The following is an 18,927-nucleotide window of genomic DNA, read 5'->3' on the forward strand; positions in this document are numbered from 1 at the left end:
CATGACTCCGTGTGATGACCTTACCTGCGCCTTCGCAGTGTCGAAAAACGCTTAAGCCCCACCGAAGCATCAGCGCACAGGAGCGGGTGGCTGCAGGCCGCAGCCCTTGAGGATGATGTGGATGAGGTTGTCGGTGGCGTGGGCGAAATCGTCCCTCGTCATGCGTTTATGGTCCATGACCCGGTTTATCTGGTCGGAAAAGTCCGCGTAGTGCTGGGTGCTGCTCCAGATCAGGAAGATCAGGTGCGCGGGGTCGACCGGGTCCATCTTGCCGGCTGCGATCCAGGCCTCGAACACGGCCGCCCGGCCGCGAAACCAGTCGCGGTAATCCTGGCTGAAGTGCTCGTTCAGGCACTCACAGCCGCTGATCACTTCCATGGCGAAGATCTTCGACGCCTGTGGCTGGCGGCGGGAAAACTCCATCTTGATGCGGATGTAACCCGCCAGGGCCTGAGCCGGGTCATCGTCGACGGTGAGCTCGTCGAAGGCGCTGTCCCAGAGTTCGAGAATATGGCGCATGACTTCGACATAGAGCCCGAGCTTGCTGTTGAAGTAGTAGTGCAGATTGGCCTTGGGTAACCCTGCCCGTAGCGCGATGGCGCTCATGCTGGTGCCCTTGAAGCCGTAGCGGGCGAATTCCTCCGCCGCCGCCCCGAGGATCGCTTCTTCGTTTTTCTGGCGTATGCGCCCCGCCGGTTTATCCACCGAACTGCCCGGTGGCGAGGCTTGGCTGGTGCTCATTGCGGGTCCTTGAGGGCTGCTGGGAAGCCGCCATGCGGCAGACCGGCAGGCCCGACGCCGGCAAGGGTGGCCGCATAGGCGTACGAGCGGCGCATGGGTGGGAGCGGTGGAGCATTCTTCATGGCAGCGACCTCAAAAAACGTGGAGCGGCAGGCGTATGCGCCCGTCTGGTATTGGCTGAGGTTGTGCAAAAAACTGACCACCCGCTTAGTTTCGTGCGCTGTCACGCTCGCTGTGGATGCAACGGTGGGCCGGCAGTGCAGGCGGGGGAGGGATGAGCAGGATGTCGGTAATCTGTGCGACAGGTTGTCGAGGCGCGCACTAGATTGATGCGTTCAGGGGAGGTGCCGCCCCGTTATGTAGCGGCACACCAGGAGCAGCCGCTCGGCATTGACCGAGCGGAGGTGGATCAGAAGTGAACCTGCACGATGGCGCTGAAGGTGTTCTGGTCCGTCTTGCCGACGAAGTTGCGGCTGACGTAACCGCCATCTTCGATGCCGTACTTGTTCGACCAGTAGTCATATTCGATACCGACATAAAGCTTACCGGCCTCATGATCCAGTGCCTTGCCCAGGTCGTACTTGATCTGCGGGTTGATGTGGAGGTTGCGCTTGAGTTCGGTATCGCTGTTGCTGGCGTCGTTGATCACCCAGTCGATGAAGCCGTCGAACAGGATGTCGGACTTGCCCACCGGGATGGTCATGGCCCAGGTCGGCGTCAGCTGCCACTGGCCGGACGGGTTGCCCGTCTTGCCGTCGGGTTTGCGGTAGTAGAGGTTCAGGTTGAAGCGGTCGAAGCCGGGCAGGGCGAGGTCCACCGCCGGACCGAGCAGGTAGGTCTGGTTCGGCACGCCCTCGGCGCTGCTTTCGCCGCGTTCGTAGGTTGCCGCGATCAGCACGTCGGTGACCGGGCCGAACTTGATCTCGCTACCGGAAATCTTGCCCAGCGACAGGCGTGGGCTGAACTCGCCGTAGTAGGTATGCCCGTCGCGCCCGGAGATGCCGTTGTAGAAGATGTTATCAACGAAGAGGAACATGTCGCCCCAAGCCCAGCCGCTGGCGTGCTCGAAGGTCACGGTTTGCTGGGTCGAGCCAGCGTCTACCTTGTAATCCTTGCCGTACAGGTACGTCAGGCTGTTGCTCTGCCACAAAAATGGAGAGGCCGTGGCATGGCCTGCCAGCATCAGGCCGGCCGCGAGCGTTGCGGTAGTCAGGGTGCGTTTCATCGGTGTGCTCCTGGTGCAAAAGGGGTAAAGGCGATCTTTTTAGTTGTCCAAACGGTCAGGCTTTTGAGCGAAAGCAATACTTGCGCCAACACCGGAACGGTCGGCGGTACATTTATAAGTTCTGATTAATCAAACGGTTACTCACAACAAGGGCGCTCGTTCAGGGGAGCGACCGGCGATGGCAAGGCGTCTTGGCGGTGTCATGCTCCATAAAAACTGACCGAGTTGTCAGTTTGCTTCAAATTGAGGCAACGCTTTGAATCACGCGCCCGCCTTCAGAAGAACCCCTGTACCACTGCGGCCAGGACGACATAACGCCCGCCCTTGGCTAGGGTGACCAGTAAGACGAAGCGCCAGAACGGCTCGCGCATGACACCGGCGATCACCGTCAACGGGTCCCCCACGATGGGCACCCAGCTCAGCAGCAACGACCAGCGGCCGAAGCGCCGATAACTGGCCTGGGCTTTTTCCAGCTGTGCTTCGCTCACCGGAAACCAGCGTTTGTGTCGAAAGTGCTCCAGGTAGCGCCCCAGCAGCCAGTTCACGACCGAACCCAGTACATTGCCCAGCGTCGCCACCAGCAGTAGCGCGGCCACAGGGAAATCGCCGGTGAGCAAGAGGGCCGTCAGAACCGCTTCGGATTGGGCCGGCAGCAACGTGGCTGCGGCGAAGGCCGCGAAGAAGAGGCCCAGGTAAGCGGACAGGCTCAGCATCGCGGCGCCGTCCTGGCTGGTGCACCACGAAGCGTGCTCAGACGTCCGAAGCGCCCAAGACCAGGCAGCGATGCGTGATCGAGCCTTTGTTGCACAGCGAGGGTGAGCGCAGCGGAGGGATCAACAGGTTTCATCGATCGAGTCACTTCCCTTCGGCTCGCGCTTGCAGGTCAGCCACCGCTTCGCCAGCGATCGAGATCTCGCTGGGCTGGGTTCTCGGGAGCGGTCGCCGCGTGGCCATAAGCAGCCATGGCTAAAAGAAAAAGCCCTGCGTCGGCAGGGCTTTTGGTATCTGGAGCGGGCGAAGGGAATCGAACCCTCGTCATGAGCTTGGGAAGCTCAGGTAATGCCATTATACGACGCCCGCGCAGGGGTGCCTTTGTACCAGAAGCGTTGGCGTAAATGAAGCGCTGGCGATGGGCATTTTATCGATCGGCCAGCTTTTCCCGGTCAGAACTGGCCGATTTCTTCAGGGCTCAGAGCGCGATACTCGCCTGGCTCGAGTAGCGGGTCGAGCCGAACCGCGCCGATGGACTCTCGGTGCAGGGCGGTGACCTTGTTGCCGAAGTGCCCGAACATCCGCTTGACCTGATGATAGCGACCCTCGTGCAGCGTCAGCCGAGCCAGGCGTGGCCCGAGCAGTTCGAGCTCGGCCGGCAGGGTGGTGAGGTCTTCGAAGCGAAAATACAGGCCGCGGGCGAAGTGCTCCACGCAGGCGGGGTCGATGGGGTCTTCGGTTTCGACGCGATAGACCTTGCCCATACGGCTGGCGGGCAGGGTGGCGCGGCGTGACCAGAGCCCGTCGTTGGTGATCAACATCAGGCCGGTGGTGTTGAAGTCCAGCCTGCCGGCAATGTGCAGGTCGGCTCGATCGGCTTCGTCTGCCACCAGTTCGAGTACCGTCGGGTGCAACGGATCGCTCGTGGCGCTGACGCAGCCGCGCGGCTTGTGCAGCATCAGGTAGCGGGCCGGCTTGCCGGTCTGCAGGATCTGCTCGTCGAGCTGCACCTGGTGGAACACGCGGATCGGATACAAGCCGTCGCGCACCGACTGGCCGTCGACACGCACGCGCCCGGCGGCCAGAAGCTGGCGGGCTTGCTGGTGGCTCAGGTGGGGAAGGTTGGCGAGAAAACGATCCAGGCGCATGCGGCTGCTATTGGGCTGTACCAGACCGGTCGCCGCGGGCACAACGCGGGCAGAGGCACGCGTTGCCTTGCACCTGCGGCGGCAGATCGGCCAGCCGCGTGGCGTCGATGGTCATGGAGAAGCACCAGCACGGGGATGTGCTATCGCCCCCGGCCAGCCCGCAGTCGTTGCCCTTGCCGCAGACGGGGCAGCGGCTCGGGTCGATTGGAGGCGGGGCGTGGGTGTCGCTCATCGGCCAGCGGCCTCGTTGGTTGAGGGACACCAGGGCTCGCAGCGACGAGCCCTGGCGTAGGCGTTACTTGACGCGTTGGCCGGGCTTGGCGCCGCTGTCCGGGCTCAGCAGGTAGATTTCTTCGCCGCCAGGGCCGGCGGCGAGCACCATGCCTTCGGAGACGCCGAACTTCATCTTGCGCGCGGCGAGGTTGGCCACATAGAGCGTCAGGCGGCCTTCGAGCTTGCTCGGGTCGGGGTAGGCGCTCTTGATGCCGGAGAAGACGTTGCGCTTCTCGTCGCCGATGTCGAGGGACAGCCGCAGCAGCTTGTCCGCGCCTTCGACGAACTCGCACTTCTCGATCAGCGCGATGCGCAGGTCCACGGCAGCAAAGGCGTCAAAAGCGATTTCGGCGGCCAGCGGTTCCTTCTTCAGTTCACCGTTGCCAGTGTCCGGGGTACCGGCAGGCTGGTTGGTTTCGGCGGCAAGGTCTTCCTTGGAGGCGTCGATCATGGCTTGGATCCGGGCAGGTTCGATACGGGTCATCAGCGGGGTGAAGGCGTTGAGGTTGTGGTCGGCGAGCAGCGTGCGGTGGTCGTCCCAGGTCAGCGGCGCAACGTTGAGGAACGCTTCGGCCGCGGCGGCGAGTTTCGGCAGCACGGGCTTGAGGAAGATCACCAGCTGGCGGAACAGGTTGACCCCCAGGGCGCAGATGGCATGGACTTCGTCCTGCTTGCCTTCCTGCTTGTTCAGGGCCCAGGGCGCCTTTTCGGCGATCCAGGCGTTGGCGCGGTCGGCCAGCGCCATGATCTCGCGCATCGCACGGGCGAAGTCGCGCTGCTCGTAGGCCTCGGCAATGCTTGGCGCCGCACTGAGGAAGGCATCGGTCAGTTCCGGTGCGGCGTTACCGGTGACCAGCACGCCGCCGTTGCCCTTGTGGATGAAGCCGGCGCAGCGGCTGGCGATGTTGACCACCTTGCCGACCAGGTCCGAGTTGACCTTCTGCACGAAGTCTTCGAGGTTCAGGTCCAGGTCGTCGACGCTGCGGCTCAGCTTGGACGCAAAGTAATAGCGCAGGTATTCGGGCTCGAGGTGATCCAGATAGGTGCGTGCCTTGACGAAGGTGCCGCGGGATTTGGACATCTTCTGCCCGTCGACGGTCAGGAAGCCGTGCACGTTGAGCGCGGTCGGCTTGCGGTAGCCAGCACCTTCGAGCATGGCGGGCCAGAACAGGGCATGGAAGTTGACGATATCCTTGCCGATGAAGTGGTACACCTCGGCGTTCGAATCCTTGCTCCAGTAGGCGTCGAAGTCCAGCTCCGGGCGGCGGGCGCAGAGGTTCTTGAAGCTCGCCATGTAGCCGATCGGAGCGTCCAGCCAGACGTAGAAGAACTTGCCGGGCTCGCCAGGGATCTCGAAGCCGAAGTAAGGCGCGTCGCGGGAAATGTCCCACTCCTGCAGGCCGGCATCGAGCCATTCGGCGATCTTGTTGGCGACCGCCTCCTGCAGCGAGCCGCTACGCGTCCAGCGCTCGAGCATGGCCTGGAAGTCGGGCAGCTTGAAGAAGAAGTGCTTGGATTCCTTGAGTACCGGCGTGGCGCCGGAGATGGCCGAGCGCGGGTTTTTCAGCTCGGTGGGCGCGTAGGTTGCCCCGCACTTTTCGCAGTTGTCGCCGTACTGGTCTTCGCTGCCGCACTTGGGGCAGGTGCCCTTGATGAAGCGGTCGGCGAGGAACATGCCCTTTTCGGGATCGTAATACTGGGTCACCGAGCGGGTAGCGATATGTCCGGCATCGCGCAGGCGCGTGTAGACCAGGCTCGACAGTTCGCGGTTCTCGTCCGAGTGGGTGGAGTGGAAGTTGTCGAACTCCACGAGAAAGTCGGCGAAGTCGGTGCTGTGCTCGCGGCGCACGGCTTCGATCAGCTGTTCCGGCGTGATGCCTTCTTTCTCGGCGCGCAGCATGATCGCCGAGCCGTGGGCGTCGGAGGCGCAAACATACGTGCATTGATTGCCGCGCATCTTCTGGAAGCGCACCCAGATGTCGGTCTGGATGTACTCGACCATGTGGCCCAGATGAATGGAGCCATTGGCGTAGGGCAGGGCGCTGGTAACGAGAATCTTGCGAGCTTCGGTCATGGGGGATCGGCTGTACGGGAAATCGAGGTAAGTCGGCAACTATATAGGTCCGAGCGCCTTTTTTCACCCCGGCCGCCCGTAGCCGTGCGCATCAGCGAGCTGCCTGGCGAAGGTCCTGGCGATACAGTTGCGCAGCGATACCGAACCTGCAGACCGTAGCGAGGAACTGCACGCCGACTGCCGAGCCGACCACCACGGCGCCATAGCCGAGTTCGTCATGTACATAGAGCGGGATGACGGCCAACGGCAGGCCGATAGTGAGAAAGCCGATGAAGGTCGCAAGGCAAAGCAGCAGCACGCGGTCGGCGGACAGGGTGTGGGCTGGGTGAGTCAAGGCGTGCTCCATTGGGTCGGGGCGCGCTCGGTCGTTGCGCCCCCCGGCTCCACGTAGATATCCCGCGGATGGTTGCGCGTTGGTTGACGTGAACGCTTATGCGTAGCGGCCTCTGGCCGCTACGATGGAGGCGGAATTAACGTGTGGCAAGCGGGACCGTCAACCGCGGCGTCGATGGGCAAACCCGGTGCAATTGGTTGGCCCTGACAGGCCTTGCCTGCGGTAGCATAACCATCTGTTTTGCTCAGCCTTTGGAGAGCCCATGTCTGCAATCACCCGCGAGGCGGTGGAAGCCGCACTGCGCCAATACACCGACCCTCATTTGAACCAGGATCCGGTCAGCGCCGGATGTGTGCGCGCTATCGACATCCAGGGCGATCGGGTCAGTGTCACCCTCGAGCTTGGCTATGCCGCTGGACTGTTCCGCAATGGCTGGGCGCAGACCCTGGCGATGGCAATCGAAAATCTCGACGGCGTGTCCCGCGCCAACGTGCAGATCGACTGTGTGATCCGTGGCCACAAGGCCCAGCAGCAAGTGCCGGAACTGGCGAACGTGAAGAACGTCATCGCCGTCGCGTCCGGCAAGGGCGGCGTGGGCAAGTCGACGACCGCCGCCAACCTGGCGCTGGCGCTGGCGCGCGAAGGTGCACGTGTCGGTGTGCTGGACGCCGACATCTACGGACCGAGCCAGGGGATCATGTTCGGCATCGCCGAAGGCACGCGTCCGGAAATCCGCGATCAGAAGTTCTTCATTCCGCTGGAAGCCCATGGCGTCCAGCTGATGTCCATGGCCTTTCTGGCCGACGACAAGACGCCGATGGTCTGGCGCGGGCCGATGGTCTCCGGTGCGCTGTTGCAGCTGATCACCCAGACGGCGTGGCGCGACCTCGATTACCTGGTGGTCGACATGCCGCCGGGCACGGGCGACATCCAGCTGACCCTGGCGCAGAAGGTGCCGGTGTCGGGCGCAGTGATCGTCACCACTCCGCAGGATCTGGCGCTGCTCGACGCGAAGAAGGGCGTGGAGATGTTCCGCAAGGTAAATATTCCGGTGCTTGGCGTGGTGGAGAACATGGCCGTCCACATCTGTTCCAACTGTGGCCATGCCGAGCATCTGTTTGGCGAGGGCGGCGGCGAGAAGCTGGCCGCCCAGTACAACGTCGAGCTGCTGGCCTCGATGCCCCTGTCGATGGCCATCCGCAGTCAGGCTGACGCAGGCAAGCCGACGACCATTGCCGATCCGGAAAGCCAGATCGCGATGATCTACCAGCAGATGGCGCGTAGCGTCAGCGCGCGCATTGCCCAGAGCGGGCAGATCGTGGCGCAGTCGATGCCCAATATCGTCATCTCCGACGACTGAAAGCCGCCCGCCCCGGCGAGAAGGTCGCCGGGGCATCGGTGCAGGCCTGACGAACAGGCAAAAAAAAGCCCTGCAGAGCAGGGCTTTTTTCTTGAGTCAGTGCAGGTTAGATAACCTGAACTTCCTCAGCTTGCATGCCTTTCTGGCCGCGGGTAGCGACGAAGGAAACGGCTTGGCCTTCTTTCAGGCTCTTGAAGCCGTCGCCCTGGATGGCACGGAAGTGTACGAAGAGGTCGTCACCGGATTGCGGAGTGATGAAGCCGAAGCCTTTTTCATCGTTGAACCACTTAACGGTACCGGTTTGGCGATTGGACATTTTTATGTCTCCTTGAACGGAAGATGATGGGGTACGGGTAAAGCCCGAACCAGGACTGAGCGCAAGGAGTTAGGAGTCGTAGCAATGATCGGATCGAAATCTAAACATGTAGCGATTCACGGTGACACATGCAGCAGCAGCTGACATACACAATACGCTTTTCTGGCGTCCGCGCGAGCTTTATTTTCACTTTCTTGCATAAGGGCGGCGGCAACTAACGGACAACGCCGTTGTCGTGACCGCGAGCGGCTTTGAACAGCGGCGCATGGCTCGGTAAGATGCGCGTTCGTTTTTCTCCCGTCAGCCAATCAGGACGCCTGCCATGAGCATCAAATCGGACAAGTGGATTCGCCGCATGGCCCAGGAGCGCGGCATGATCGAGCCCTTCGTCGAGCGTCAGGTACGCAGTGAAGGCAACGATCGGCTCATCTCCTACGGCGTCTCCAGTTACGGCTACGACGTACGCTGCGCCGACGAATTCAAGGTGTTCACCAACATCAATTCGGCCACCGTCGATCCGAAGAATTTCGACGAGAAGAGCTTCGTCGACATCAAGAGCGACGTCTGCATCATCCCGCCTAACTCCTTCGCACTGGCGCGCACCGTCGAGTACTTCCGCATTCCACGCAACGTGCTGACCATCTGCCTGGGCAAGAGCACCTATGCGCGCTGCGGCATCATCGTCAACGTGACGCCGCTCGAGCCGGAGTGGGAAGGCCACGTGACGCTGGAGTTCTCCAACACCACGACGCTACCGGCGAAGATCTACGCCAACGAGGGCGTCGCCCAGATGCTGTTCCTCGAGTCGGACGAGGAGTGCGAAGTTTCCTACCGCGATCGCGGTGGCAAGTACCAGGGGCAGCGCGGCGTGACCCTGCCGCGAGCCTGATGGATTCCAGACATGAAAAAGCCGGGCATTGCCCGGCTTTTTCATGTCTGCCTTTAGCCGCCCAGATAGGCGTCGCGAACCTTCGAGTTGGCCAGCAGCTCCTCGCCAGTGCCCTGCATGACGATGCGCCCGTTCTCCAGCACATAGCCACGATCAGCCAGCTTCAACGCCTGGTTGGCGTTCTGTTCGACCAGGAAGATGGTCACGCCGTCCTCGCGCAGCTGTTCGATGATGTCGAAGATCTGCTGGATGATGATGGGCGCCAGGCCCAGCGATGGCTCGTCGAGCAGCAACAGGCGCGGTTTGCTCATCAGCGCGCGGCCGATGGCGAGCATCTGCTGCTCACCCCCGGACATGGTGCCGCCGCGTTGCTGGTAGCGCTCCTTCAGGCGAGGGAAGAGCTGCAACACCTTGTCCAGCTGCTCCTGGTAATGCGCCTTGCTGGTGAAGAAACCACCCATGGCGAGGTTTTCCTCGACCGTCAGGCGAGCAAAGATGCGCCGCCCCTCGGGCACTACCGCAATGTCCTGGCGCATGATCTCGGACGTCGACAACCCGACCAGCTCGTTGCCCTCGAAGCGAATGGTGCCGCTGGCCGCCTGTGGCGCGCCGCACAATGTCATCAACAGGGTCGACTTGCCGGCACCGTTGGCGCCGATCAGGGTGACGATCTCGCCCTTGCGGACTTCGACGTTGACGTCGTGCAACGCCTGGATCTTGCCGTAGAAGGTGGAAACGTTGTTGAAATACAGCATCACGCTTCCCCCAGGTAGGCTTTGATCACATCGGGATTGTCGCGGATCGCGTCCGGGCTGCCGTCGGCCAGGGGCGTGCCCTGGTTGATCACGAAGATGTGGTCGGAAATGCTCATCACCAGCTTCATGTCGTGCTCGATCAGCAGCACAGTGACGTTGTGTTCGTCACGCAGCACGCCGATCAGTGCCTTGAGGTCTTCAGTTTCGCGCGGGTTCAGGCCCGCCGCCGGCTCGTCGAGCATGAGGATGCGTGGACGCGTCATCATGCAGCGGGCGATTTCGAGGCGCCGTTGCTGGCCATAGGCGAGCGTGCCGGCAGGGCGGTTGGCCACTTCGGTGAGGTTGACGCGCTCGAGCCAGTGCGCGGCGAAGTCCATCGCCTCGCGCTCGCTGCGGCGGAACGCCGGGGTCTTGAACAGCCCGGAGAGGAAGCCGGTCTTGAGGTGGCGATGCTGGGCGACCAGCAGGTTCTCCACCGCGGTCATCTCCTTGAACAGGCGCACGTTCTGGAAGGTGCGCACCACGCCTTTGCGGGCGATAAGATGGCCTGGCAGGCCTTCGATCTGCTCGTCGTCCAGGCGAATGCTGCCGGAGGTGGGCTTGTAGAAGCCGGTCAGGCAGTTGAACACGGTGGTCTTGCCGGCGCCGTTCGGGCCGATCATCGAGACCACCTGCTTTTCATGTACGGTCAGGCCCACGTTGTTCACGGCCAACAGGCCGCCGAAGCGCATCGAGAGGCCGCTGACCTCGAGTATCGGTCGGCTCATTGCTTAAGCTCCAGGTGCGGGCGTTGCATCGGCAGGAGACCCTGCGGACGCCAGATCATCATGACGATCATGGTCAGGCCGAAGATCAGCATGCGGTACTCGTTGAAGCCGCGCATTTCCTGAAGCAGGACCATGACCACCGCCGCGAGGATCACCCCCAGCTGCGAACCCATACCGCCGAGCACGACGATCGCGAGGATCATCGCCGATTCGATGAAGGTGAAGGATTCCGGTGTCACCAGGCCTTGGCGGGCAGCGAAGAAGCTGCCGGCGAAACCGGCGAAGCTGGCGCCGATGGTAAAGGCCGAGAGCTTGACGATGGTCGGGTTCAATCCCAGTGCGCGGCAGGCGATCTCGTCCTCGCGCAGCGCTTCCCAGGCGCGGCCGATCGGCATGCGCATCAGGCGGTTGATCACGAACAGCGCCAGCAGCACCAGCAGCAGGGCGATCAGGTAGAGGAAGATCACCTTGTAGCTGGAGTTGTAGGCCACGCCGAAGAACTCGTGGAACGTCTGCATGCCCTCCGGCGCGCGACGATCGAACGACAGGCCGAACAGCGTTGGCTTGGGGATCGAGCCGATGCCGTTGGGGCCGCCGGTGATGTCGGTCAGGTTGCGCAGCAGGATGCGAATGATCTCGCCGAAGCCGAGCGTCACGATCGCCAGGTAGTCACCGCGTAGACGCAACACCGGGAAGCCGAGCAGGAAGCCGAACAGCGCGGCCATCATCCCCGCGATCGGCAGGGCGGTCCAGAAACCGAACCCGGCGTACTCGGCGAGCAGGGCATAGGTGTAGGCACCTACGGCGTAGAAGCCCACATAGCCCAGATCGAGCAGGCCGGCGAGGCCGACGACGATGTTCAGGCCGATGCCGAGCATCACGTAGATCAGGATCAGCGTCGCGATGTCCACCGCACCGCGCGAGGCGTAGAACGGCCAGATCAGCCCGATGATGACCAGCGCGAGGATGATCCAGCGTTGGGTCGAGGGTAGGGTGAGGCTGTTCTTCAGGCCACCGGGCATGTTCGGCAGGCTGCTAAATCCCCAGACACCGAAGCGATGGCGGAACAGCTGCCAAACGAACATCAGCAGGGCGGCACCGGCAATGGTGAGCAGGGTGCGGGTATCGGCGCCTTGGACCTGCAGGCGAATGCCTACGGTGGTCAGCTTGAGACCGAGAATCGGGTAGGAGACCAGTACCACCAGCAGGGCGCTGAACAGGGCGGTCTTGAGGTTCTTGCTCATACCTTTTCAACCTCCGGACGGCCGAGAATACCGGTCGGGCGGAACAGCAACACCAGGATAAGCAGGCTGAACGCCACCACGTCCTTGTACTGGTCGCCGAAGATGTCCGCGCCGAAGGCTTCGGCGACGCCCAGCAGCAGGCCGCCAAGCATGGCGCCGGGAATGCTGCCGATACCGCCGAGCACGGCGGCGGTAAAGGCCTTGATGCCGGCAAGGAAGCCGATGTGCGGATTGATCACGCCGTATTGCATGCCGATCAGCACTGCCGCGATCGCAGCCAGTGCCGCGCCGATGACGAAGGTCAGGGCGATGATCGAGTTGGTATTGATGCCCAGCAGGTTGGCCATCTTCAGGTCTTCGGCGCAGGCTCGGCAGGCTCGACCCAGGCGGGAGCGGGAAATGAACATCGACAGGCCCCACATGGCCAGGATGGTGACCATGAAGATCAGCACCTGCATGTAGGAAATGGTCACGCCGTTCATGGCGCTTTCACCGAGCACCAGATTGCCGGGCATCGGGTTCGGAATGGCCTTGTCGCGCGAGTCCTGGGCCAGCAGCACGACGTTCTGCAGGAAGATCGACATGCCGATGGCGGATATCAATGGGATCAGCCGGTTGCTGCCGCGCAACGGGCGGTAGGCGACCCGTTCGATGCTGTAACCGTAGGCGCTGGTGACGATCATGCTGGCGACGAAGGCGCCCACCATCAGGATCGGCAGCGCATCGAGGCCCATCATGGAAAGGCCGACGATGGCGATGAAGGCGACGTACGAGCCGATCATGTACACCTCGCCGTGGGCGAAGTTGATCATCCCGATGATGCCGTAGACCATCGTGTAACCGATGGCGATCAAGGCATAGGTGCTGCCAACGGTGAGTCCGTTGATCAGCTGTTGTAGGTAGTGGTAAAGCTCAGGCATCACATCTCTCCTGAAATCCCTGCATACCGCTGCCGAAGGGCGAGGGACGGCTGGCTCCGTCTCGAACACGCCGCAGTTCGTGCGGCATCACGGCTGTGCAGGGGATCGTGCGGGTGGCGCACGGTCCTGGTTCGAGGCGGGTCCGTTGTCCGGACCGCTCGTTTTGGCTGTAGGTGTTATACGGGGGCTCGAGTGCTTGTGGCGGAGCCGTCCCGATCAGCTAAAACAAAGCCCACTGCGGACAGTGGGCTTCGTGGAGGCATTGCTCGGGGCTACTTGGCTTCCGACTTGCTACCGTCCTGATGCCATTCGTAGACCACGAAGTTGAAGTTCTTCAGGTCGCCCTTTTCGTCGAACTCCAGGGTGCCGGTCGGGGTTTCGAAGGCGTTGCTGCGCAGCGCTTCGGCCACCTTGTCGGTGTCGGTGCTGCCGGCTTTCTCGATGCCCTGGGCGATGACCTGGACGGCGGAGTAGGCAGGGAACACGAACGGACCGGTAGGGTCTTCCTTTTTCGCTTCGAAGGCCTTCACCAGTTCCTGGTTGGCCGGATCCTGGTCGAACGACTTGGGCAGGGTCACTAGCATGCCTTCGGAGGCAGGGCCGGCGATGGCGGAGATTTCCTTGTTGCCGACGCCTTCAGGGCCCATGAAGCGTACGTCCAGGCCTTTTTCCTTCGCCTGGCGCAGCAGCAGACCCAGCTCCGGGTGGTAGCCGCCGTAATAGACGAAGTCCACACCGTCGCGCTTGAGGCGGGCGATCAGCGAGGAGAAATCCTTGTCGCCAGCATTGATGCCTTCGAACAGGCCCACTTTCACGCCCTTGCTTTGCAGCGTGTTGCGCACGGCGGTGGCGATGCCTTCACCATACTGCTGCTTGTCGTGGACCACGCCGACGTTCTTCGGCTTGATGTGGTCGGCGATGAAGTTGCCGGCGGTCGGGCCCTGCAGGCTGTCCAGGCCGATGGTGCGGAAGATCAGCTCGTAGCCGCGGGAGGTGATTTCCGGGCTGGTCGAGGCGGCAGTGATCATCAGGATGCCTTCGTCCTCGTAAATGTCCGAGGCAGGCTGGGTGGAGCTGGAGCAGAGGTGGCCGACGACGAACTTGACGTTGTCGTTGACGATGCGGTTAGCCACCGCGACGGCCTGCTTGGGGTCGCAAGCGTCATCATAGACCACGCCTTCGAGCATCTGGCCGTTCACCCCACCGGCCTTGTTGATCTGCTCGATGGCCATCTTGGCGCCAACGAACTGCATTTCCCCATACTGAGCCACCGCACCGGTGACCGGGCCCGCCATCCCGATCTTGATCGTGTCTGCTGCCAGGCTGTACCCAGCGGCTCCGGTTAAGGCAATGGCCACAAAAAGTTTGGACAGACTCCGCTTGGTCTTCATACGTGCTCCACATGCATCGTTATTGTTTGATCCTGCAGGCTGAGGTCGCGTAAGGGTCAGAACGCCCCCAAACGTCCCGGCAACTGTACCGGTACAGTGTAGAGCGGACTCTACCCGTTTGCCCAGTCGGCTGATCATGCTTCATGGGAACCCGGTCAGGTTTATCATGGCGCCCTTTTGAGGCGAGGTTCCCAAGATGGATGAAGCAAGCACGCTCTATGCCAAACTGCTGGGGGAGACGGCCGTGATCAGCTGGGCCGAGTTGCAGCCGTTCTTTGCGCGCGGGGCGTTGCTGCACGTGGCCTCGGATGCGGATCTGGTCGAGGTGGCGACCGCCGTGGCCGAGGACGATTCGGCCCGGATCGGCCGCTGGCTCGCCAGCGGCGCGCTTGCCAAGGTCGGCGAAGAGCAGGCCAGGCTGTGGCTGGAGCAGGACCCGACCCTGTGGGCGGTGGTGGTGGCGCCCTGGGTGCTGGTGCAGCAACGCGAGCGCGCCGAGGTTGTGCACTGAAACGGTGCTTCGCTAGCGGCGTACCCAGCGCTGGCGAGCCCAACCGCTGAGGGCGTCCACCGCCAGCACCATCAGCAGCATGGCGATGATCACGGTCGAGGCCTGGGCTTCCTGGAACAGGCTCAGGCTCATGTAGAGCATCTGCCCGAGGCCGCCGGCCCCGACGAAGCCGAGCACGCTGGCCATGCGAATGTTGTTCTCCCAGCGATACAGCATGTAGGCGATCAGTTGCGGCCAGATCGCCGGGAGCGTGCCGTAGCAGAACGCGGCGATGCGTCCGCTGCCGGCCATCCGCAGGGCCTCGCTCGGCTCGGCCGGCGTGTTTTCCAGTGCTTCGGCGAACAGTCGGCCAAGCACGCCGGCCGTGTGCAGTGCGAGGGCCAGCGTGCCGGCGTTCGGTCCCAGGCCCGCCGCCAGGACCATCAGCGCCGCCCAGACGAGCTCGGGAATCGCGCGCAGCGCGTTAAGCAGTAACCGCGAGGCGGCCTGGGCGATGACGCCGAAGCGTCCGCAGGCCGGCAACGCCAGCAACAGGCCGAGCACGGCGGCCAGCAGGGTGCCGATCGCCGACATGGCCAGCGTCTCGAGCGTGGCGTGACCGATGGCCGCGAGGTGGTCTGGCGAGAGGTCGGGTGTCAGGAAGCCTTGGGCGTATTGTCCCATTTGCCTGAGGCTGTCGCGGCTGAAAAGAGCCGTCACCTCCAGTTGGAGAAAAACGAACGACGCCACAACCGCTACGACAAGTAACAGCGGGAGGAACAGGCGGGCCAGGACTTTCACGTCAGTCGCTCGCGAAGAACACGGCTGAGCAGGTCCGCCAGCAGGACCAGCAGCAGGAAGGTGAGCAGCATGCTGGCGACCTCGCCGCCGGCGAACATGCGCATCGACAGGTCCATCTGCTGGCCCAGTCCGCCGGCGCCGACGAAGCCCATCACCACCGAGGCGCGGATCGCGCACTCCCAGCGGTACACCGTATATGACAGCATCTCCGAGGCCGCCTGGGGTAGCACGGCGTAGGCGAAGGCGGCGAGTCGCGAGCTGCCGGCGCCGAGCAGGGCGCGCGTCGGCAGCGGATCGACCGATTCGAAGATTTCCGCATAGACCTTGCCGAGCATGCCGCTGTAGGTGATCGCGATCGCCAGTACGCCAGCGGTCGGACCGAGCCCCACCGCCCGTACGAAGAGCAGCGCCCAGACGATTTCCGGCACGCTGCGCAGGACGATCAGCAGGCCACGCACCGGCCAGCGCAGCGCTTGTGCCCACCACGCCGGGCGGCCGCCGCGGGCGAGGGCGCTGATCGACAGCGCGCGGGTGGCCAGCAGGGCTCCGGGCACGGCGATCAGCAGGGCGAGGGTCATGCCGGCGGTGGCGATCGCCAGGGTTTCCAAAGTCGCCTTGAACAATAGGGCAAGAAATTCCTGGCCATGTTCCGGCGGCCAGAAGCCCGAAAGGAACTGGCCCATGGTCGACAGGTTGCTACTGGCGAGTAGGACTGGCAGGTCCAGCTCGCTGAGTCTGATGCCTGGCCAGAGCAGCGCCACGGCAAGCAGCGTCAACGCCAGGCGCGGCAGCGCGGCAGGGTCGCGCCGGGTCAGTTCGGGGTTCAGCATCGGGGGATGTTCAGTGGCGCAGCGGCAGGTGAAATGACGGGCGCGGCATCGAGTTGGTCGTTGGCGTAGAGCCGATCCAGTTCCTCGCGTGTGACCTGCTCGGCCGGCTTGTCGAACAGGATGCGACCATCGCGTACGCCGATGATCCGGGGAAAGTGCGCCAGCGCCAGTTCCACGGCATGCAGGCTGGCCAGCAGCGTCGCGCCGCGCCGTTGGGCTTCCCCGTTGAGCACGCTCAAGGTGTAGGCGGAAAGCACCGGGTCCATCGCCGAGACCGGTTCGTCGGCCAGAATCAGTTCAGGCTGCTGATACAGTGCTCGGGCAATGCCGACGCGTTGCAACTGGCCGCCGGACAGCTGATCGCAGCGTTGATAGAGCTTGTCCGCCAGGTCCAGCCGGCCCAGCGCATCGGCCGCGCCGTTACGGTCCAGCGGGTAGACCAGGCTCGTGAGGCTGCGCAGCAACGACCAGCTGCCCAGGCGACCCGCCAGTACCGCCGTCACCACCCGTTGGCGAGGCGGTAGCGGCGGTGCCTGGTGGATCAAGCCGATGCGGGTACGCAACTTCTGACGCGCCGAGGCGCGCAGCGACCACGGTTCGCTGCCGAGCAGCTCGAGACGACCCTGGTCCGGCCTGAGGCTGGTGGCCAGCACGCGCAGCAGGGTGGTCTTGCCGGCGCCCGAGGGGCCGATGATCGCCACGCGTTCACCGGCCGAGACGGCCAGGTCGATGCTCCGTAACGCCGGGTGGCCATTGGCGTGGGTAAGACCCACGCCGGACAGCTGGATCACTTCAACAGGCCCGCGGCGCGCGCGGCTTCCTCGATGCCTTCGTAGTTTTCCGGCTTGGTCTCGATGAAGCGGCTGGCGGCCTGCAGATCGAGGATCTTCTTGTGTTCCGGGTTCGCCGGATCAAGGGCGAGGAAAGCGGCCTTGATCTTCTCGGCCAGTGCCGGATCGAGGTCGCCGCGCACCGTCCAGTTGTAGTCATAGTAGGGCGGTGTGGTGGAAATGACGCGGACCTTGCTGGTGTCGACCTTGCCAGCGGCGACCAGCTTGTCCCATACCGAGGCGTTGAGCACGCCGGCGTCGGCCTTGCCGGCCTCGACCCAGGCGGCGGTGGCGTCATGCGCGCCGGAGTAGGCGATGCGCTTGAAGAATTTCTCGGGCTCGATGCCGTCCTTGATCATGAAGTAGCGCGGCATCAGGCTGCCCGAGGTCGAGGAGACCGAACCAAACGCGAAGGTCTTGCCCTTGAGGTCCTGCAACGATTTGACTTCAGGGTCGGCGGTGATGAATTTGCTGGTGAACTGCTCGTCCTGCTCGCGCTGAACCAGGGGAATGGCGTTGCCGGTTTTCAGGCGGGTCTGGACGAAGGTGAAGCCGCCGAGCCATGCCATGTCGAGGCGGTCGGAAGCGAGCGATTCGACGACGGCGGCGTAGTCGGAGACCGGCATGAATTTCACTGGCATGCCCAGTTCCTGCTCGAGGTACTTGCCTAGCGGTTCGAACTTACGGATCAGCTCGGTAGGCGCTTCGTCAGGGATGGCCGATACACGTAGGGTGTCAGCGGCGTGGGAGGTGACAAACGAAAGGGATGCGGCAAGGCCGACAACGGCTGCCAGAGTGTGCTTTAGCATTGAGGGTTCTCCGGTTCAATAGCGGAAAAAGCGCGCGGATTATAGAGGCACAGAGGTGCATTACGGCAAGCGTTGCCACCGGGCTTGGCGAGTCGCGTCCCCGGCGGGCTAGACTGGGGGTTTCCCATTCGACGAGGCGATCCATGTCCGCACTGCCTTCTCTCGCGTTTGCCGGCATCGGCCTCATGGGCCTGCCGATGTGTCGTCGCCTGCTCGCCGCGGGCTTTCCGCTGAGGGTATGGAACCGCTCTCCGGAAAAATGCGCGCCGCTGGTGGCGCTGGGTGCGGCACAGGTCGAGCGACCGGCGCACTTGTGCGAGGCGGACATCGTATTGCTCTGCCTGGCCGACACCGCGGTGGTGCGCGAGGTGGTGTTCGGCCCCGGCGGTATCGCCGAAGCAGGGCGGGAGGGTCAGCTGCTGGTCGACCATTCAAGTCTCGAGCCGGCCGCGACCCGGGAGATGGCTGCGCAGCTGGAAGCGCGGTGCGGCATGCGCTGGGTCGATGCGCCGGTATCGGGCGGAACTGCGGGCGCCGAGGCCGGGTCGCTGGCGATCATGGCGGGCGGCCTGGCCGACGACATCGAACGGGTACGGCCGGTGCTGATGCAGCTGGGTCAGCGCCTGACCCACATGGGACCGGTCGGTAGCGGGCAGGTGAGCAAGGCCTGCAACCAGATGCTGGTGGCCTGCAATGCGCTGGTGATCGCCGAGGTCGTCGCGCTCGCCGAGCGTGCCGGGGTCGACGCCGGCAAGCTCGCCCCGGCACTGGCCGGCGGGTTCGCCGACTCGAAGCCACTACAGATCCTGGCGCCGCAGATGGCCGAAAGCGACTTCGAGCCGATCAAATGGCACGTGCGCACACTGGTCAAGGACATCGAAACCGCCGTGCGCCTCTGCGCCGAACAGGGCACTGCCGCGCCGATGAGTGGGATGGCAGCGCAGCTGCTGCGCCTGCATGGCAGTCGCGGCAATCTGGACCAGGACCCAGCCACGCTGGTGCAACTCTACCGGGAGTGA

General features: G+C 63.4%; 21 protein-coding genes and 1 tRNA gene. 4 read left to right on the forward strand and 18 right to left on the reverse strand.

Annotation, left to right across the window (positions count from 1 at the left end; all coding sequences use genetic code 11):
* Positions 1-69: 69 nt before the first annotated feature.
* The 8 genes from G7026_RS03170 to G7026_RS03205 form a co-directional block, all read right to left on the reverse strand.
* Complete coding sequence (locus tag G7026_RS03170) at positions 70-741, reverse strand: TetR family transcriptional regulator C-terminal domain-containing protein (RefSeq protein ID WP_181069327.1); 672 nt, start codon at positions 739-741, stop codon at positions 70-72.
* 409 nt (positions 742-1,150) lie between these two features.
* The gene (locus G7026_RS03175; protein WP_181069328.1) at positions 1,151-1,966 is read right to left on the reverse strand and encodes an outer membrane protein OmpK; all 816 of its coding nucleotides are present in this window, start codon (positions 1,964-1,966) and stop codon (positions 1,151-1,153) included.
* Positions 1,967-2,241: 275 nt separating this feature from the next.
* Positions 2,242-2,679 carry a YqaA family protein gene (locus G7026_RS03180; protein ID WP_181069329.1) on the reverse strand — a complete coding sequence of 146 codons (438 nt, stop codon included), beginning with the start codon at positions 2,677-2,679 and terminating at the stop codon, positions 2,242-2,244.
* A gap of 293 nt (positions 2,680-2,972) precedes the next feature.
* Positions 2,973-3,046, reverse strand: a tRNA-Gly gene (locus G7026_RS03185).
* 83 nt (positions 3,047-3,129) lie between these two features.
* A complete protein-coding gene (locus G7026_RS03190) occupies positions 3,130-3,825 on the reverse strand; it encodes a pseudouridine synthase (protein WP_181069330.1) in 696 nt (231 codons plus the stop codon).
* Positions 3,826-3,832: 7 nt separating this feature from the next.
* Positions 3,833-4,057 (reverse strand): cysteine-rich CWC family protein, encoded by a 225-nt coding sequence (locus tag G7026_RS03195; protein WP_181069816.1) that lies wholly within the window; start codon positions 4,055-4,057, stop codon positions 3,833-3,835.
* A 63-nt stretch (positions 4,058-4,120) separates the two neighbouring features.
* Positions 4,121-6,172 (reverse strand): methionine--tRNA ligase, encoded by a 2,052-nt coding sequence (gene metG / locus G7026_RS03200; RefSeq protein WP_181069331.1) that lies wholly within the window; start codon positions 6,170-6,172, stop codon positions 4,121-4,123.
* A gap of 91 nt (positions 6,173-6,263) precedes the next feature.
* Complete coding sequence (locus G7026_RS03205) at positions 6,264-6,506, reverse strand: hypothetical protein (protein ID WP_181069332.1); 243 nt, start codon at positions 6,504-6,506, stop codon at positions 6,264-6,266.
* Between the two features lie 262 nt (positions 6,507-6,768).
* On the opposite strand from G7026_RS03205, the gene apbC reads away from it, so the two are divergent.
* The gene (apbC, locus tag G7026_RS03210) at positions 6,769-7,866 is read left to right on the forward strand and encodes an iron-sulfur cluster carrier protein ApbC (protein WP_181069333.1); all 1,098 of its coding nucleotides are present in this window, start codon (positions 6,769-6,771) and stop codon (positions 7,864-7,866) included.
* A 106-nt stretch (positions 7,867-7,972) separates the two neighbouring features.
* On the opposite strand, the gene G7026_RS03215 is transcribed toward apbC, so the two are convergent.
* Entirely contained in the window at positions 7,973-8,182 is a 210-nt protein-coding gene (locus G7026_RS03215; RefSeq protein ID WP_178078032.1) for a cold-shock protein, read from the reverse strand.
* Between the two features lie 322 nt (positions 8,183-8,504).
* Between G7026_RS03215 and dcd the strand changes: the two genes are divergently transcribed.
* The gene (gene dcd / locus G7026_RS03220) at positions 8,505-9,071 is read left to right on the forward strand and encodes a dCTP deaminase (RefSeq protein ID WP_181069334.1); all 567 of its coding nucleotides are present in this window, start codon (positions 8,505-8,507) and stop codon (positions 9,069-9,071) included.
* 53 nt (positions 9,072-9,124) lie between these two features.
* Here the strand turns inward: dcd and G7026_RS03225 are convergent, their stop codons facing one another.
* The 5 genes from G7026_RS03225 to G7026_RS03245 all read right to left on the reverse strand — a co-directional run bounded on the left by G7026_RS03225 (position 9,125) and on the right by G7026_RS03245 (position 14,148).
* Positions 9,125-9,826 carry an ABC transporter ATP-binding protein gene (locus G7026_RS03225; RefSeq protein WP_181069335.1) on the reverse strand — a complete coding sequence of 234 codons (702 nt, stop codon included), beginning with the start codon at positions 9,824-9,826 and terminating at the stop codon, positions 9,125-9,127.
* Positions 9,826-10,593: a high-affinity branched-chain amino acid ABC transporter ATP-binding protein LivG gene (gene livG, locus G7026_RS03230; protein ID WP_181069336.1), complete on the reverse strand. Its 768-nt coding sequence runs from the start codon at positions 10,591-10,593 to the stop codon at positions 9,826-9,828. The genes G7026_RS03225 and livG overlap by 1 nt, the downstream gene beginning before the upstream one ends.
* Positions 10,590-11,837, reverse strand: coding sequence for a high-affinity branched-chain amino acid ABC transporter permease LivM (locus G7026_RS03235; protein ID WP_181069337.1), 1,248 nt, complete (start codon positions 11,835-11,837; stop codon positions 10,590-10,592). The genes livG and G7026_RS03235 overlap by 4 nt, the downstream gene beginning before the upstream one ends.
* Positions 11,834-12,757 carry a high-affinity branched-chain amino acid ABC transporter permease LivH gene (gene livH / locus G7026_RS03240; RefSeq protein ID WP_181069338.1) on the reverse strand — a complete coding sequence of 308 codons (924 nt, stop codon included), beginning with the start codon at positions 12,755-12,757 and terminating at the stop codon, positions 11,834-11,836. The genes G7026_RS03235 and livH overlap by 4 nt, the downstream gene beginning before the upstream one ends.
* 272 nt (positions 12,758-13,029) lie before the next feature.
* A complete protein-coding gene (locus G7026_RS03245) occupies positions 13,030-14,148 on the reverse strand; it encodes a branched-chain amino acid ABC transporter substrate-binding protein (protein WP_181069339.1) in 1,119 nt (372 codons plus the stop codon).
* A 196-nt stretch (positions 14,149-14,344) separates the two neighbouring features.
* On the opposite strand from G7026_RS03245, the gene G7026_RS03250 reads away from it, so the two are divergent.
* Positions 14,345-14,659 (forward strand): DUF2288 domain-containing protein, encoded by a 315-nt coding sequence (locus tag G7026_RS03250; RefSeq protein ID WP_181069340.1) that lies wholly within the window; start codon positions 14,345-14,347, stop codon positions 14,657-14,659.
* Between the two features lie 12 nt (positions 14,660-14,671).
* Here G7026_RS03250 and phnE read toward each other — a convergent pair whose 3' ends face one another.
* From phnE to G7026_RS03270, 4 genes are read right to left on the reverse strand one after another with little or no spacing between them, the layout of a single operon-like run.
* The gene (phnE, locus tag G7026_RS03255; protein WP_181069341.1) at positions 14,672-15,439 is read right to left on the reverse strand and encodes a phosphonate ABC transporter, permease protein PhnE; all 768 of its coding nucleotides are present in this window, start codon (positions 15,437-15,439) and stop codon (positions 14,672-14,674) included.
* Positions 15,436-16,269 carry a PhnE/PtxC family ABC transporter permease gene (locus G7026_RS03260; RefSeq protein ID WP_181069342.1) on the reverse strand — a complete coding sequence of 278 codons (834 nt, stop codon included), beginning with the start codon at positions 16,267-16,269 and terminating at the stop codon, positions 15,436-15,438. Before G7026_RS03260 ends, phnE begins: the two co-directional genes overlap by 4 nt.
* Entirely contained in the window at positions 16,263-17,060 is a 798-nt protein-coding gene (locus G7026_RS03265; protein ID WP_308811752.1) for a phosphonate ABC transporter ATP-binding protein, read from the reverse strand. The genes G7026_RS03260 and G7026_RS03265 overlap by 7 nt, the downstream gene beginning before the upstream one ends.
* Positions 17,057-17,908 carry a putative selenate ABC transporter substrate-binding protein gene (locus G7026_RS03270; protein WP_181069343.1) on the reverse strand — a complete coding sequence of 284 codons (852 nt, stop codon included), beginning with the start codon at positions 17,906-17,908 and terminating at the stop codon, positions 17,057-17,059. The genes G7026_RS03265 and G7026_RS03270 overlap by 4 nt, the downstream gene beginning before the upstream one ends.
* Before the next feature lie 143 nt (positions 17,909-18,051).
* Between G7026_RS03270 and G7026_RS03275 the strand changes: the two genes are divergently transcribed.
* On the forward strand, positions 18,052-18,927 hold the full coding sequence (locus G7026_RS03275; protein WP_181069344.1) for an NAD(P)-dependent oxidoreductase: 876 nt from the start codon (positions 18,052-18,054) through the stop codon (positions 18,925-18,927).

Origin of the sequence: Stutzerimonas azotifigens, assembly GCF_013522725.1 — a bacterium.
Taxonomy (GTDB): domain Bacteria; phylum Pseudomonadota; class Gammaproteobacteria; order Pseudomonadales; family Pseudomonadaceae; genus Stutzerimonas; species Stutzerimonas azotifigens_A.

What these genes read in the sequence shown, in the direction of transcription:
- apbC (WP_181069333.1), top strand. Translation starts at nt 6,769, where the DNA reads ATGTCTGCAATCACCCGCGAGGCGGTGGAAGCCGCACTGCGCCAATAC.
- metG (WP_181069331.1), bottom strand. Translation starts at nt 6,172, where the DNA reads ATGACCGAAGCTCGCAAGATTCTCGTTACCAGCGCCCTGCCCTACGCC.
- G7026_RS03215 (WP_178078032.1), bottom strand. Translation starts at nt 8,182, where the DNA reads ATGTCCAATCGCCAAACCGGTACCGTTAAGTGGTTCAACGATGAAAAA.
- G7026_RS03190 (WP_181069330.1), bottom strand. Translation starts at nt 3,825, where the DNA reads ATGCGCCTGGATCGTTTTCTCGCCAACCTTCCCCACCTGAGCCACCAG.
- G7026_RS03195 (WP_181069816.1), bottom strand. Translation starts at nt 4,057, where the DNA reads ATGAGCGACACCCACGCCCCGCCTCCAATCGACCCGAGCCGCTGCCCC.
- G7026_RS03275 (WP_181069344.1), top strand. Translation starts at nt 18,052, where the DNA reads ATGTCCGCACTGCCTTCTCTCGCGTTTGCCGGCATCGGCCTCATGGGC.
- G7026_RS03260 (WP_181069342.1), bottom strand. Translation starts at nt 16,269, where the DNA reads ATGCTGAACCCCGAACTGACCCGGCGCGACCCTGCCGCGCTGCCGCGC.
- G7026_RS03270 (WP_181069343.1), bottom strand. Translation starts at nt 17,908, where the DNA reads ATGCTAAAGCACACTCTGGCAGCCGTTGTCGGCCTTGCCGCATCCCTT.
- G7026_RS03180 (WP_181069329.1), bottom strand. Translation starts at nt 2,679, where the DNA reads ATGCTGAGCCTGTCCGCTTACCTGGGCCTCTTCTTCGCGGCCTTCGCC.
- dcd (WP_181069334.1), top strand. Translation starts at nt 8,505, where the DNA reads ATGAGCATCAAATCGGACAAGTGGATTCGCCGCATGGCCCAGGAGCGC.
- G7026_RS03245 (WP_181069339.1), bottom strand. Translation starts at nt 14,148, where the DNA reads ATGAAGACCAAGCGGAGTCTGTCCAAACTTTTTGTGGCCATTGCCTTA.
- G7026_RS03250 (WP_181069340.1), top strand. Translation starts at nt 14,345, where the DNA reads ATGGATGAAGCAAGCACGCTCTATGCCAAACTGCTGGGGGAGACGGCC.
- G7026_RS03170 (WP_181069327.1), bottom strand. Translation starts at nt 741, where the DNA reads ATGAGCACCAGCCAAGCCTCGCCACCGGGCAGTTCGGTGGATAAACCG.
- G7026_RS03235 (WP_181069337.1), bottom strand. Translation starts at nt 11,837, where the DNA reads ATGAGCAAGAACCTCAAGACCGCCCTGTTCAGCGCCCTGCTGGTGGTA.
- livH (WP_181069338.1), bottom strand. Translation starts at nt 12,757, where the DNA reads ATGCCTGAGCTTTACCACTACCTACAACAGCTGATCAACGGACTCACC.
- G7026_RS03225 (WP_181069335.1), bottom strand. Translation starts at nt 9,826, where the DNA reads ATGCTGTATTTCAACAACGTTTCCACCTTCTACGGCAAGATCCAGGCG.
- livG (WP_181069336.1), bottom strand. Translation starts at nt 10,593, where the DNA reads ATGAGCCGACCGATACTCGAGGTCAGCGGCCTCTCGATGCGCTTCGGC.
- G7026_RS03175 (WP_181069328.1), bottom strand. Translation starts at nt 1,966, where the DNA reads ATGAAACGCACCCTGACTACCGCAACGCTCGCGGCCGGCCTGATGCTG.